The following is a 13,733-nucleotide window of genomic DNA, read 5'->3' on the forward strand; positions in this document are numbered from 1 at the left end:
GCGTGAAAAAGCAGTGCCAGAATATTCCTAACGGCACGGAAAATAAGCCTTTCTGATTACCTCTTAAGAGTTAATAAGCTGAGCGCATGACGCAGAGTGATTAAAAACGAATCAGAATGCACCACCATGGTGCATAAATTGCGTGGCAGGTGTGCAAAAAAGTGATGACCCAAAGCGTTGCAGTGGTGCAGAAGTCGCAGAAAGTGACCAAAAACGGTCAGAACGAAAGCAAACGCGGGGAAAGGAACAGGATCAACCAGTGGGAAAACTTATTGTGAGGCAAGGCAGCTAAAGCGTGACAGGACTCAAGAAGCGGAGTTTTGATTCCAGCACGTTCAAGGCGATATGTTCACTCATTCGCGCTGTAAAACTGAAAAGGCCGTTCAGCATGGGATATACAGATAACGGATGGAGATGAACGTAAAAATGAATTGTTTTACACCCTACTCAAAGCAGATACGCTAAGTCATTCGCGCTGTAACAAGGCTGGCAGGCAGTTTAGATCTGAGAGCACAGATAACCGCTGAACATGTCATCCATGAAAAAATAAAAAGTTTTACAACCCACTCGAAGCAGATACGCGAAATAATTCGCGCTGTAGCAAGGCGGCAAGCCCGTTTAGCCCTGGGAGCATAGATGACTATGTGACCAGGGTAAACGGGCGCAGCCAACGCAGCTACAGTGTGAAGTATGAAGCGTATCAGCGTTTTTTGCGGTTGCGATGCATATCGATGGAGACTGCGGCAACGATAATGATGCCTTTAATGATGTCCTGCACGTAAGCATCCACACCGACGAAAGTGAATCCACTCTTAATCAGACCCAGAATCACCGCACCAATCAGCGTGCCGGTAATACGGCCCACGCCACCCATCAGGCTGCTACCGCCGATAACGGCTGCGGCAATCGCATCCAGCTCGTACGCCATACCCATACTTGACTGGCCGCTACTGACGCGCGCCGCCAGCACCACACCCGCCAGACCAGAGAGCGCACCGGCAATGGTATAGACGATGATCAGGTATTTATTGACGTTAATCCCTGACACTTTGGCCGAGGTCATGTTGCCGCCAATGGCATACACATACTTACCGTAACGCGTATGCTTCAGAGCGATATGGAACAGGAAGGCCACCACCAGGAAGATAATCACCGGCATTGCACCCTGGCCGATGGAGGTAAAGCCATCTGACAGGAAGCTGATCGGGTTACCTTGCGTGTAGTACTGCGCCAGACCACGCGCCGACACCATCATGCCCAGTGTCGCGATAAAAGGCGGGATACCGGTTTTGGTAATCAGGAAACCGTTCATTACCCCGCACAGCAGACCTACGCCGATCCCCGCCACAATCGGAATGACTGCGGGCAGGTTGACCAGAGAAGGATACATCGGTGTCAGGCTGTCAGAGGTTTGTGCCAGGCTGGCCGCCACCACCGCGGTCAGTGCAATCACCGAACCAGACGACAGGTCAATCCCCGTGGTGATGATGACTTGCGTCACGCCCACCGCGATAATGCCGATGATCGCCACCTGTAACACAATTAAAACCAGACGGTTGGTGTTGAGCAGGAAAGATTGGTCACGTACGTACCAGCCTGCAATTTCAAAGATTAGGGCAATACCTAACATCACCACAAAGATGCCGGTATCTTTCGGCAGCTTATGGCGCAGATTGCCAAAGAAGGATGTCGATTCCGCGGCCTGCGGGGCCGTAATTTTTACGTTGCTCATAGATGTCTCGCGCCTCACTCGGATGCCAACGACAAAATGGTTTCCTGATTGGCCTCTTCTTTATCGAGGATGCCAGTTATACGTCCGCCGTGCATAACCATCACGCGGTCGCTCATGCCCAGAATTTCCGGCAACTCAGACGAGACCATAATGATGGCCACGCCACGGTTCGCCAGTTCGCTGATTAAGCGGTAAATCTCGGCTTTTGCCCCGACGTCAATACCGCGCGTCGGTTCATCGAGGATCAGAATCTTCGGTTGTGCCAGCAGCCAGCGCGCAATCAACACCTTCTGCTGATTACCGCCACTGAGGTTGTTGATGATCTGATCCATGGTCGGCGTTTTAATATTGAGCTTGCGGATCTGCTCCATGCAGTCCTGCGCCATCTTCATGTGGCTAACGAAACCGGCTTTACTGACATAATCCGGCATATTGACGATGCTCATGTTCTCCATCACCGACAACACCAGGAATAAGCCGGACTTTTTACGGTCCTCGGTCAGGAACGCCATGCCCTTCTCTATCGCCGTGGAAGGCGAATCAATTTTGACCGGTACGCCATCGATCAGCACTTCACCGCTGTCGAAGCTTTCCATACCGAACAAACTTTCCATTACCTCACTGCGACCCGCTCCGACCAGGCCGGCAACGCCGAGGATTTCACCCTTGCGTACCGTGAAGTTGATATCGGTGAAACGGTCTTTACAGGTGAGGTTGCGCACCGTCAGCACTTCTTCGCCGATCTCACCATTGAATTTCGGGAACAGTTGCGTCAGTTCACGGCCCACCATCTGGGTAATTAATGACTGACGAGTAAATTCAGAGGTGCTGTTGCTGCCCACCCAAGTTCCGTCACGGAAGATGCTGATCTCATCGGTGATGGTAAAGATTTCATCCATCTTGTGGCTGATATAGATGATGGCTTTACCCTGTGCACGCAGGTCGCGGATAATGGTGAACAGATGCGCCACTTCGGTTTCCGTCAGTGCCGAGGTCGGTTCGTCCATAATCACAATGTCGGAGTTCCACGACACCGCTTTGGCAATTTCCACCATCTGCTGAGCAGCGATACTCAGCTCGCCAACCATACGATCGGCCTTTAAACGGATATTAAGTTTGTTGAGTAATTCCTGCGTTTGCTTGTTCAGCAACGCGTGGTCAACAAAGCCGTACTTCATCGGTTCGCGACCGAGCCAGATGTTCTCAGCCACAGTCATGTAAGGCACCAGATTCAGTTCCTGGTGGATCATGGAAATGCCAGAACGCAGCGCATCCATGGTGTCCTGAAACTGCACCGGCTCCCCTTTAATGCGAATGGTGCCCTTATCGGGACGATACATCCCGATAAGGCATTTCATTAAAGTGGATTTGCCCGCGCCATTTTCACCCATCAGGGCATGTACCGACCCCGGTTTAATGCGTAGTGAGACATTGTCGAGTGCCTTCACTCCGGGGAAGAACTTGCTGATGCCTTCGGCTTCAAGCGCAAAAGCGGTCATACATCACCTCCGTACGGCTGAGTCGGGAACGATTATTTCTGGTTACGAGATTCGAACTGCGCCATGTTGTCTTTAGTGATCAGCTGATAAGGAATGTTAATCACCTTCTCCAATTTCTCGCCTTTCGCCAGTTTCACAGCAGCCTGTACGGCGCCTTCACCCTGACCTTTAGCATCCTGGAATACAGTGGCGACCATCTTGCCGTTCTTCAGCATCTGCAACGCATCCGGCGTACCATCCACGCCCGCAATCAGGATGTGGTTCGGGTTTTTGCCCAGCGCCTGCAGCGCACCGATCGCCATTTCATCGTTGTTAGACGCAATCGCCTGAATGTCATCGCCTGCGGTCATCCAGTTACTCACGACGTCCACCGCGTCGTTACGGGTGAATTTCGCGGTCTGTTTCTGAACCACTTTGATGCCCGGGTATTTAGCCACCACCGCTTCAACACCTTTGGTGCGGTCACGGGTGGATTCGTTAGCCAGATCGCCCATCAAAATGGCGACGTTGCCTTTACCGTTCATCGCTTTTGCCAGCGCTTCCATTTGCAGACGGCCCGCCAGCTCGGAGTCAGAGCCGACGTAAGCCATTTTGTCGGTCAATTCACCTGCCGGTTTGCGGTTAACGAAGATCAGTGGCACCCCCGCTTTAGAAGCCGCATCCATCAGCGGTTTAACCGCATTGGTATCCACCGGGTTAACGATGATGGCGTCAACGCCCTGACCGATGAAGTTCTGAATTTGTTGCAGCTGCTGGGAAACGTCGCCTTTCGCATCTTCGACCTGACCCTTAACGCCATCTTTGGTCATCTCTTTCTGCATCGCGGTGCGCAGAATGGTGAGGAAGTTATCGTCAAATAGCGCCATAGAGACGCCCACCTGAAGGTCTTTTGCCATAACAGCGGCAGGTAACATGCAAGCTAACAGGGAAGTCACTAACGCTTTTTTGAATTTCATAGGTAACCCTTCTTATTCGTTAACATGCTCAGTTGGGCTGATACGACGAATGAAAAATATTTTTTACATTCACTCAACGGCACTGGCGTTATTTATCTGGTTGTAGAGGTAAGGCTTCTGGTCTAACGCTATCGTTTCGGTACTGCTCTTTCCTGCAACTATCTACTTATCAAAAGGTTATTTTCAAAATGCTGTTTCAGACTTCAAAACTGATTTCACCCGTGATGATAAGCAGTTCATTTGTTTCATCTGATCAGCATTTGAAATTTTCATCATAAAAGCACTGAAATGATTGTTTTAAAATCGGCAAATAACAAAACTTTGACATGCATCTAACATCTCAAAGGAAATGCGCTTAAAGTGAGATCTTGCTGGCAGTTTGAAATCTGAACGTTCAAGGCAGAAAAACAGCATTCCGCTGCTTTTACGCGCACTTAAACCAGAAGTGTGCGATAGGGCTTTGACAACAGGGATCGGCATCGCTAATATGCGCCTCGTTCACACGATTCCTCTGTAGTTCAGTCGGTAGAACGGCGGACTGTTAATCCGTATGTCACTGGTTCGAGTCCAGTCAGAGGAGCCATATTTAGAGAAGCCCGCTCAGGGAAACCTGAGCGGGCTTTTTGTTTGCAAAAAAGCTAATTGCAACGGATACGAAGGAAGTCTTAGCTTTGGCAGATACCCGCCCCGTTTTTACTGACTGTTGAGTTTGTTAAGCAGGGAAGCTGATGGTTTCAGGGTAATTGTGCAAGCACCGCTTGCACAAATCCCTTCTGACCAGACTTCGGCAATAACGCTCCCAGTCAGAGGAGCCAAAATGAAAGATTCAGGGTGATTTGATCATTTTGAGTTTTTTATACGCCAGTTGTCGATTTAGTGATTTGTTCGTGAGTAAAAAAGCAAAACAGGAGAAGTGAGTCGGTTTACATGCGCGTGAAACAGTGCGCGAGAACGCACTGTTTTTTCACGGGTGGAGGGTTACAAATGGGGTTTAAACGACAAATTCGTAATGCGAGCCATCGGGAAGCTCAATGTTAAGGCGCAGTTTTCCTCCTGCAGCTTCAACATAACGCTTAAGCGTCGAGAGTTTTAAATCCCGACCGGGTTTCTCCATTCCTGCAACCGTAGGCTGTTTAATATTTAATTGTTGCGCGATCTCCACTTGAGTTTTTTTTACTCTTTCACGCAATTCAGCAAGGTGGATATTCAGTAATACTTCTTCAGCCATGGCGTTAGCTTCAGCCACCACTTCCGGCCTCTCAGCTGCAAGAATTTGTTCAAGTGTTCTGCCCATACCGTTACTCCTTTCTCTCTTCGCGTTGAAGGTGATGCGTGAATTCTTTATCTGCGAGCGGGATCAGCCCGGCATAAAAACGCTTTTCATTGCCACTCTTATGACCTGCGCAAAGCACTACACCGCTGCGCCAGGGATCAAATGCGTAAAAAGCCCGGATAGGAACACCTTTGCTTTGAATACGAAGCTCTTTCATATTGCTAAAACGAGAGCCTTTTAGGGTGTCAGCGTAAGGCCTGCATAACGCTGGGCCTGCTTGCTGCAATACTATTAATGCAGACAAAACGCATGCTCGGTCAGTGTCATCTTGCGCCACCAGCCAATCATCAAAAGTGTCCGTTGTTACTATCTGCCACATGATACGCCCCTGTCGATATAGGTCAAATACTATATAGGTTAAAGGCGATAATCAGTGTGGCGAAGTATGGGAAATCAGGCACTTTATTTGTAATGACGTGTCGATAGAGATTCCAAAAAAAATGCCCGCTCAGTTGTCCTGAGCGGGCGTGGCCCTCATCAACGAAAACGCTAATCCACGGCAGGCGGTAAAGGTGCCAGCTCCAGGCTGCTGCGGAAATCGCTGCCTTGATAGTCGCTATCCAGCAGGTTACGCCGACGCAGTTCGGGAAGCAGTCCGTTTAACAACAAATCTTGCTGGTCTGGGCTCCCCAGACCGTGCAGGGAAATCACGTCCAGTACGCCCGCCTGATAACGCTGTTCAATAGCATCGGCGAGTTGCTCTGGCGTACCCGCGACAAACCAGTGTCCCGTCTCTTCTGCTTTGATAATCAGCTCACGTAGCGTCAACCCTTCCAGCGCATATTGGCGAAAAATGGCGGCTCGTCCCTGCCGGCGATGCACCTGCTCCAGCGGTGGAATTAAAGCAGCTGGCAGGGGCTGATCAAGCGGCACCTCAGTCAGATTCACCTCGCCGCCCAGCATATCCGCGACACGCAATCTACCCTGTTCATAATTGATGCGGTCATGTTTGTCGCGTAAGCGGCGTGCTACGTCCGCATCGCTCTCGCCAATGATGGAATGGAATGAGTTCATGATCAGCGGTGGATTATGCTCGCGGCCAAAACGTCGCGCACGCTGCTGCACATCAGCCACAAACGTCTGTGCCGCTTCAAAGGTGGGCTGCGAGGTGTAGATCACCTCGGCGTAGCGCGCACCCAGCGTGACACCCGCCTCAGATTGCCCGGCCTGGAACTGGACGGGGCGCCGCTGCGGGGGCGGCGGGACATTCAGTGGGCCGGCGACCTGGAAAAAGTCACCACGATAATGGATAGGATGCAGTTTGCGAGGGTCAAGGCGAATGCCACCGCTTGCCGTGCGCTGTACTGCCGCCCGTTCATTAGCATCATACAGCGCGTTCATCACTTCGATAAACTCGGTGGCGCGTGCATAGCGTTCCTGTGGCGGTGGCAGCTGACCTTCACCAAAATTCTCCTCACCGACCGAGGATGTCACCGCATTCCAGCCTGCTCTGCCGCCGCTGATATGGTCTAACGTGGCGACCTGACGTGCCAGATTATAAGGGTGTAGCCAACTTGTGCTGACAGTGGCGATCAGGCCAATCTGCGACGTCACCTGACTTAACGCCGCTAATGCGATAAGCGGATCCTGTGTGCCCGTCGTACCCGCTAATCCGGCCGGGTCGGTCTGTAGCAAATCAGCGGTGAACAGGCCGGTGATTTTCTCGCGCTCCGCGATTTTCGCCAGTTCAATAGCACGCGTGATCCCCACGCCAGGTTGGTTGTCATTGCCCGCGGAGATCACACTGCTGGCACCCACTAATGTTTTGAGTTTGCGACGATACGTTTGCGACACCCTAATCTCCTTTAGGCCTGACGGATGAAATCGGCCTGAACGGCCTGAAGTGCGTCTGCATCAATCAGCAGACGTAACCCGGTGCGTGCCAGCACGCATGCGCCAATCAGCAACGCCTGATAGCCGCGTTCCGAATTGGCAGCTTCACGGAACGGCACGGTATGAAAAATCAGATCATCCGGGCCAATTTTCAGCCAGGGGTGCGCCGTGGGCACCGCATGGCTGATGTCCCCGGCATCAGTTGAGACTTTATTGCGCTGCGGCGAGAGATCGACCTGTTCACCCGCCGCACGAAACTCCTCCAGCAACAAGGCATCCAGTGCGGGATTGAGTTTGAAATCACGCGGACCAATTTGATGGTCTATCTCTACGCGAGCGCCCGTCGCCAGCGCCACCCCTTCTGCGATCGCTCTTAGCTTAGGTTCAAGGGACTCCACCACCTCGCGGCTATCGGCACGAATGTAGTAGTGCGCCGAGGCGTATTCCGGAATGACGTTCGGTGCCTGGCCGCCATTGGTGATAATCCCGTGCACGCGCACGCCATCCGGCAACTGCTGGCGCAAAACACTGATGCCGTTGTACAGCAGCACCAGCGCATCCAGCGCATTAATACCTTCATGCGGCGCACTGGCTGCGTGCGAAGGTTTGCCATAGAAATGGAAGTAGAGATGATTGTTCGCCAGCGTCGACTCGGTGAGGCGCGTTTTACCTGAGGGATGCACCATCAGCGCCACATCGACGTCATCGAGTAGCCCGGCTTCGACAAAACGCTTCTTCACATTGCCTTTGGGTCCGCCGGGACCCGCCAGCCCGCCCTCTTCCGCTGGCGTCCCTAACACCACGACACGACCGCCGGTTTGTTCCAGCACCTGAGACAGCGTAATAGCTGCTGCGACGCTGGTGGTGCCGATCAGGTTGTGTCCGCAGGCATGGCCGATACCGATCAGCGCATCGTATTCTGCCAGGAAGGCAACGGTCGGCCCCGGCTTACTACTGGCTTTCACCGCGTAGAACGCGGTCTCATGACCCGCAACGTTGCGCGTCACTTCAAAGCCCTGCTCAGTCAGCAATCGCGTCAACTGCTCACTGGCAAAGTATTCGTTGTTACCGGTTTCCGGCTTAGCAAAGATCGATTTCGCCACTGCAATATACGCGGCGTTGTGCTGTTCGAGATGGGTTTCCAGCGTGAGCTGAAGGGTATTCAGCGGCATAACGAAGTCTCCTGAATCAAGGCAATCGAATGCCCTCACTCTAAGCGCGTTACCTGCTGATGTTTATCAAGAAATAGTGATAAGGATTGCGGGAAAAGGCACAACTGATTTAGGGTTCACTTCACAAATTGCGCCGCTACGGTTATTTCGCAGCGGCGCGAGCCTGCCACGCCCGAATTGGGCGGCCTGAAGGCTGCACCGTGAAAATGCTTTGCGTGCTGGGCATCAGCTACGGTTCGCAGCCCCTAAACATCGGTAGCCAGGCAATGTATCGCGTGAAAACTAGTGTCGCTTATCGATGTGCTGCACCAGTCGATCGCCAACCCACTGAATGCCACACACCAGCACAATCAACACGGCGATCACCGCAATCATCACTGAAGTTTCAAAGCGTTGATAACCGTAGCGGATTGCCAGGTCTCCCAGCCCGCCCGCGCCAATCGCCCCGGCCATCGCTGATGCGCCGATCAATGCCACCAGCGTCACCACAAACCCCGAGAGTATGCCGGGCAGCGCTTCAGGAATCAGGACATCCCAGACGATACGTAGCTTGCTGGCCCCCATTGCGCGCACCGCATCAATCAGACCGCGATCCACATCACGCAGCGAGACCTCTGCCACGCGAGCAAAATAGGGCGTTGCGGTGATCGACAGCGGAACAATCGCCGCCCAGGTCCCCAGTGACGTGCCGACCAGAAAGCGGGTAAAAGGTATCAGCGCGACCAGCAAAATGATGAACGGCAGCGAACGAAAACCGTTGATCACCAGCCCCAGCACCCGGTTAATGCCGCGATGTTCCGCAATACCGCCTGGGCTGGTCATTACCAGAATCAGCCCCAACGGCAAACCGGCCACCAGCGAACACAATCCTGAAATTAGCGTCATCAACACCGTTTCGCCCAACGCGTTGAGCAATAAATCAATCATCACTGGCGACATAACCGATTAACTCCACTTGCGCCTGCTGCCCGCGCAGCCAGCTGAGAATCTGTTGCTCATCGGACACGTTGGCGACCGGAAGCGCGATAAAGAAACGCACTACGGCGTAGTGCTGAATATGGTCGATGCCGCCCTGTAGTAAGCGGAATTTGCCCGGCAACGCCGCGGCGAAACGGGTCAGCAGATCGCCCTGCGCGTCTTCGCCAGCAAAGTGCACGCTGTAGATGGCTTCCCCCTGCCTCTGCTCGGTAACTCGTGCGGCCAACGCTTCCGGTAGCTGCGGCAGCAAACCCCGCAACAAGGTGCGTGTCAGTTCGGATTGCGGATGGGCGAACACCTGCCACACCGGGCCCTGCTCAATGATCTCCCCCGCATCAATCACCGCCACGCGGTGTGCCACCGACTTGATGACTTCCATTTCGTGAGTGATCAGCAGAATAGTGATGCCCAGCTTTTGGTTGAGCGATTTCAGCAAGGCAAGGATGGAACGGGTGGTCTCAGGATCGAGCGCAGAGGTTGCTTCATCACACAGCAGCAGCGCCGGGCTTGCCGCCAGTGCGCGGGCAATGCCGACACGCTGTTTCTGTCCACCCGACAGCGCCGCCGGATAGTGATGCGCCTTATCCGCCAGGCCGACCAGTTCCAGCAGCTCCGTCACGCGCTGTGCACGCTGCACCTTATCCAGACCAGCAATTTTCAGCGGCAGCGCCACATTCTGCGCCACGGTTTTCGCCGACAGCAGATTGAAGTGCTGGAACACCATACCGACGCGGCTGCGCACCGATTGCAGCTGTTTTTCCGTCAGGCCGGTAATTTTCCGGCCTTCGATTTCGATGACGCCTTCGTCAGGTTGTTCGAGTCCATTCAAACAGCGAATCAACGTCGATTTGCCCGCACCACTGCGGCCGATCAGGCCGAGAATTTCACCCTTCTGCACCGTCAGTGAAATATCGCGCAGCGCCTGGGTTTCACCAAAGCGACGTGAAACACCCTGTAAGCGCACCACACTGCCGCTTTCGCGAGCAAGGCGTTCACGGTCTTGTGCATTCTCTACCACGCCACGCGTCAACGTGCTAAAGGGTGCTTCGGCTCCTGAGAAAATCGTCATGCTTAATCCTTACCAGGCCGTTTCGCCAGTGCCTTTGTAGACCTTGTCAAACACGGTCTTCACAGCGTCGTTCTGATACGAGGACACCAGGGTTTTCACCCAAGGCGCGCCCACGTTCTCTTTCTTTACGGCGATAAAGTTGTTGTAAGGATTGTCCTTCACCGGTTCTTGCGCAATGCGGTCGTCAGCCGTCAAGCCGCTTTTCAATGCCCAGTCGGTGTTCACCACTGCTGCGTCCAGATCCGGTACTGAACGGCCAATAATGCCCGAGTCGAGTTCTTTGATTTGCAGGTGATGTGGATTAGCGGTGATATCCGCGGTGGTGGCGGCAATACCGACGCCCGGTTTCAGCTTGATTAGGCCTTGCTGTTCCAGCAGCACTAAACCACGCGCTTCATTGGAGGGATCGTTTGGCACGCCAATTACGGCACCGTCTTTCAGCTCAGCCGCCTTCTTCACTTTCTTCGAGTAAAGGCCAATCGGCCATACAGCGGTATCGCCCACGCGCACGATATCATAATGATTCACTTTGATTTGGTTGTTGAGGAACGGCTGATGCTGGAAGGCATTGGCATCGACTTCACCGTTTTGCAGTGCCTCATTTGGCTGGTTGTAGTCGTTAAAAATCACGGTTTTCACCGTTAATCCTTTAGCAGCGGCTTGTTTGATCACCTCGCGCCAAACGTCTTCATCTTCTCCGCTCATGATGCCGACTTTCACTGCGGTTTTATCGGCGGCGTGCGCCAGTGACAGCGGTGCTAAGGTAGTGCTAGCCAGCAGCAAAGCGCCTGCGGTTAACAAAAATTTATTTTTGGCAGAGGCCAGGCGTGTGTGCATAGTTATTTCCTAATGGTTATTATTGCGTCAGGTAAAATCGACTGTTGTGATGAACAGTTAGCCGCAGTATACGCAGATGCTTATTCCTGCATTATGATTTATTCGGGAATGCTATTCCTGAAAAGAATAAAGATGCGCAGCCGCTCGCATCGCCACAAGTGAGAGGGTGGCTGTGATACCATGCCGTTTTGATTGACCTGTATTGAGCGCTATGTCGGACACTACAACGAAACGTAAAAATGACCCGGAAGGGCTAAAAAAACGCATCCTTGCCGGTGCCCTAAAGACCTTCGCCGAGTTTGGCATGCAGGGTGCACGCCTTGAGCAGATCGCTGAACATGCGCAAACCACCAAACGCATGGTGGTGTACCACTTCGTCAATAAAGAGAAGCTGTATATTGAGGTGCTGGAGCAGGTGTATCAGGCGATTCGCGAACATGAAACCGGGCTGAATCTGGCTAAAATGGAGCCCGAACAGGCGATGATTAAACTGGTCGAAGCCAGCTTCGATTATCACGCCACCCATCAGGATTTTATGCGCCTGGTGTGTACGGAAAACCTGTTGCGCGGTCGCTATATTGTGCAGTCTGAGCGCATCAAAGCACTGAATAAAAGTACACTGGACCTGCTGGATGACATCCTGACGCGCGGTCAGCAGCAAGGCATCTTTATGGATGGCCTAAATACCGTGGATGTACACCGCTTGCTAAGCAGTATCTGTGTGCACCACGTCGCCAACCGTTACACCTTCCATTTCCTGTTCACTCCTGAAGATACGGAAGAGGACAGCATCCGTCGTAACCGCCAACTGGCCGTGACCGCAACGCTGCGCTACATCTGCAAGGCGCCTTAAACCTGGGCAGTGCTGTGATGGTCTACGCTTAAAGCTTTGGGACCGTCACAGACCTCAGAATAAGGAACGCCGTAGTGAATAGAGATTCCCTCCTTTATCCCCTTCGCAACCCACAAAATACCGAGCACGACAGTGCGCTGTGGAACTGGGCGCAAAACACGGTGGTGGGCCAGCGTGAACAAGTCCATCAGCCGCAAAACGAAGCCGAACTGCAACAGCTACTGAGTTCGTCAACAGGCAAAGTGCGCGTGATTGGCAGCCGTTTATCACCCGGCCGCATGCTGTGTGTGAATACTGACGATTTGTTACTCGATCTTAGCGCCATGCAAGGTGTATTGGGAGAAGATGAGAGCAGCATCACTTTCGCGGCAGGCACGCTGCTGCAGCAGGTGTTCGACGCCCTCACCGCACGCAATCGCATGTTAGGCTGTTCGCCTGGCGTGATATCCGTGCAGACGCTGGCGGGCGCGATAGCAACGGGCACTCACGGCCAGGGACTGGACCAGAGTTCACTGGCGGATGAAGTGATAAGCATCCGCATGGTGATGGCCGACGGCAGCGTGCGGGAGTTTCAACGTGGCGATAGCGATTTCCCTGCGGCGCAAACCTCATTAGGCTCACTGGGGATTGTGACCGCCATAACGATGCGCACTGAGCCGTTTCGCCTGTTTACCTGTCATAAATTCGCGGTGTCTGCCGATACCCTGGAGCAGGACCTGCCGCGCTGGAATCAACAAAATGAACTGAGCAAAGCCTGGTGGTTTGTGGATGACAACCTGATGCACGTCTGGAATGCCAACCCCGCCAGTGAAGCAGATGTTCAGGCGTGGCACGCCAATGGCGGCGAGGTGATCGAGCATGGCGAGGATACCGACAGCAGTCTGAATGACACCATCGATCAGACGCTGGCGCACATGCATCGTGATACGCAGATCGAAGGTAAAGGCGGCAAACAGTTCCGTACGGTCACGCGCTTCCGCGATTTCACCGACCTGAGCGGCGATATCTACCAGCTGTTTTGTCGCGGTATTGCCGTGCCGCAAATCAATGTTGAAATTGGCGTGCCGCTGGACAGAACCCCGGAGATTATCAGCAAAATCAAAGCCTGGTATACGGAGAATCATCCGCACATGCACTACCCCATCATCCTGCGCTGCACCGGCGCGTCCGAAGCCTGGCTCAGCCCGGCTTATCAACAGCCGACCTGTTTCTTTGGCTTCGTGGTCTATTACGCCGATGACGGTTCGCTGTCCCAGGAAGGCCTGCACTTCCTCACCGAAGTGGAGAAATTGCTGGCCGCAGAAGGTGGGCGACCGCACTGGGGCAAATATTACGATCCACAGCGCTACAGCTGGCGTGAAATTTATCCGCAGTGGGATGCCTTCCGCGCGGTGCGTGAACAGCTCGATCCGCAGTCTCGTTTTAGCAATGACTATGTCACGGCTTTATTTGATTAAATTTTGACGGGGGA

12 protein-coding genes and 1 tRNA gene are annotated in these 13,733 nt (G+C 53.3%); 3 read left to right on the forward strand and 10 right to left on the reverse strand.

What is annotated here, in order from left to right; translation table 11 throughout:
• Positions 1-700: 700 nt before the first annotated feature.
• The 3 genes from VH86_RS06260 to VH86_RS06270 are packed head-to-tail and all read right to left on the reverse strand — an operon-like array spanning position 701 to position 4,187.
• Positions 701-1,732, reverse strand: coding sequence for an ABC transporter permease (locus tag VH86_RS06260; protein ID WP_038646197.1), 1,032 nt, complete (start codon positions 1,730-1,732; stop codon positions 701-703).
• Between the two features lie 14 nt (positions 1,733-1,746).
• Positions 1,747-3,231 (reverse strand): sugar ABC transporter ATP-binding protein, encoded by a 1,485-nt coding sequence (locus VH86_RS06265; RefSeq protein ID WP_034824628.1) that lies wholly within the window; start codon positions 3,229-3,231, stop codon positions 1,747-1,749.
• Positions 3,232-3,263: 32 nt separating this feature from the next.
• The gene (locus VH86_RS06270; RefSeq protein ID WP_045832271.1) at positions 3,264-4,187 is read right to left on the reverse strand and encodes a sugar ABC transporter substrate-binding protein; all 924 of its coding nucleotides are present in this window, start codon (positions 4,185-4,187) and stop codon (positions 3,264-3,266) included.
• A gap of 507 nt (positions 4,188-4,694) precedes the next feature.
• Here VH86_RS06270 and VH86_RS06275 point away from each other — a divergent pair.
• Positions 4,695-4,770 (forward strand) — tRNA-Asn (locus VH86_RS06275).
• Positions 4,771-5,178: 408 nt separating this feature from the next.
• On the opposite strand, the gene VH86_RS06280 is transcribed toward VH86_RS06275, so the two are convergent.
• The 7 genes from VH86_RS06280 to VH86_RS06310 all read right to left on the reverse strand — a co-directional run bounded on the left by VH86_RS06280 (position 5,179) and on the right by VH86_RS06310 (position 11,409).
• Entirely contained in the window at positions 5,179-5,481 is a 303-nt protein-coding gene (locus VH86_RS06280; RefSeq protein WP_038646107.1) for a helix-turn-helix domain-containing protein, read from the reverse strand.
• 4 nt (positions 5,482-5,485) lie between these two features.
• Entirely contained in the window at positions 5,486-5,839 is a 354-nt protein-coding gene (locus VH86_RS06285) for a type II toxin-antitoxin system RelE/ParE family toxin (RefSeq protein ID WP_045832272.1), read from the reverse strand.
• Positions 5,840-6,009: 170 nt separating this feature from the next.
• Entirely contained in the window at positions 6,010-7,314 is a 1,305-nt protein-coding gene (locus tag VH86_RS06290) for an NtaA/DmoA family FMN-dependent monooxygenase (RefSeq protein ID WP_045832273.1), read from the reverse strand.
• An 11-nt stretch (positions 7,315-7,325) separates the two neighbouring features.
• On the reverse strand, positions 7,326-8,525 hold the full coding sequence (locus VH86_RS06295) for a M20 family metallopeptidase (RefSeq protein WP_045832274.1): 1,200 nt from the start codon (positions 8,523-8,525) through the stop codon (positions 7,326-7,328).
• 282 nt (positions 8,526-8,807) lie between these two features.
• Positions 8,808-9,464, reverse strand: coding sequence for a methionine ABC transporter permease (locus VH86_RS06300; RefSeq protein WP_045832275.1), 657 nt, complete (start codon positions 9,462-9,464; stop codon positions 8,808-8,810).
• Complete coding sequence (locus VH86_RS06305) at positions 9,445-10,572, reverse strand: methionine ABC transporter ATP-binding protein (RefSeq protein ID WP_052696560.1); 1,128 nt, start codon at positions 10,570-10,572, stop codon at positions 9,445-9,447. The genes VH86_RS06300 and VH86_RS06305 overlap by 20 nt, the downstream gene beginning before the upstream one ends.
• Before the next feature lie 9 nt (positions 10,573-10,581).
• Positions 10,582-11,409, reverse strand: a complete 828-nt coding sequence (locus VH86_RS06310) for a MetQ/NlpA family ABC transporter substrate-binding protein (RefSeq protein WP_045832276.1) — start codon at positions 11,407-11,409, stop codon at positions 10,582-10,584.
• 211 nt (positions 11,410-11,620) lie between these two features.
• On the opposite strand from VH86_RS06310, the gene VH86_RS06315 reads away from it, so the two are divergent.
• Both VH86_RS06315 and VH86_RS06320 read left to right on the forward strand, forming a co-directional pair.
• Positions 11,621-12,262 carry a TetR family transcriptional regulator gene (locus VH86_RS06315; protein ID WP_045815191.1) on the forward strand — a complete coding sequence of 214 codons (642 nt, stop codon included), beginning with the start codon at positions 11,621-11,623 and terminating at the stop codon, positions 12,260-12,262.
• Positions 12,263-12,336: 74 nt separating this feature from the next.
• Complete coding sequence (locus VH86_RS06320; protein WP_045832277.1) at positions 12,337-13,719, forward strand: D-arabinono-1,4-lactone oxidase; 1,383 nt, start codon at positions 12,337-12,339, stop codon at positions 13,717-13,719.
• The last annotated feature ends 14 nt before the right edge of the window (positions 13,720-13,733 follow it).

It is taken from the genome of Pantoea sp. BL1 (assembly GCF_000963985.1).
GTDB classification, from domain to species: domain Bacteria; phylum Pseudomonadota; class Gammaproteobacteria; order Enterobacterales; family Enterobacteriaceae; genus Pantoea; species Pantoea rwandensis_B.

Excerpts from the sequence above, each read along its gene's own strand:
- VH86_RS06270 (WP_045832271.1), bottom strand. The coding sequence starts at position 4,187 with ATGAAATTCAAAAAAGCGTTAGTGACTTCCCTGTTAGCTTGCATGTTA.
- VH86_RS06305 (WP_052696560.1), bottom strand. The coding sequence starts at position 10,572 with ATGACGATTTTCTCAGGAGCCGAAGCACCCTTTAGCACGTTGACGCGT.
- VH86_RS06310 (WP_045832276.1), bottom strand. The coding sequence starts at position 11,409 with ATGCACACACGCCTGGCCTCTGCCAAAAATAAATTTTTGTTAACCGCA.
- VH86_RS06265 (WP_034824628.1), bottom strand. The coding sequence starts at position 3,231 with ATGACCGCTTTTGCGCTTGAAGCCGAAGGCATCAGCAAGTTCTTCCCC.
- VH86_RS06295 (WP_045832274.1), bottom strand. The coding sequence starts at position 8,525 with ATGCCGCTGAATACCCTTCAGCTCACGCTGGAAACCCATCTCGAACAG.
- VH86_RS06260 (WP_038646197.1), bottom strand. The coding sequence starts at position 1,732 with ATGAGCAACGTAAAAATTACGGCCCCGCAGGCCGCGGAATCGACATCC.
- VH86_RS06280 (WP_038646107.1), bottom strand. The coding sequence starts at position 5,481 with ATGGGCAGAACACTTGAACAAATTCTTGCAGCTGAGAGGCCGGAAGTG.
- VH86_RS06300 (WP_045832275.1), bottom strand. The coding sequence starts at position 9,464 with ATGTCGCCAGTGATGATTGATTTATTGCTCAACGCGTTGGGCGAAACG.
- VH86_RS06315 (WP_045815191.1), top strand. The coding sequence starts at position 11,621 with ATGTCGGACACTACAACGAAACGTAAAAATGACCCGGAAGGGCTAAAA.
- VH86_RS06285 (WP_045832272.1), bottom strand. The coding sequence starts at position 5,839 with ATGTGGCAGATAGTAACAACGGACACTTTTGATGATTGGCTGGTGGCG.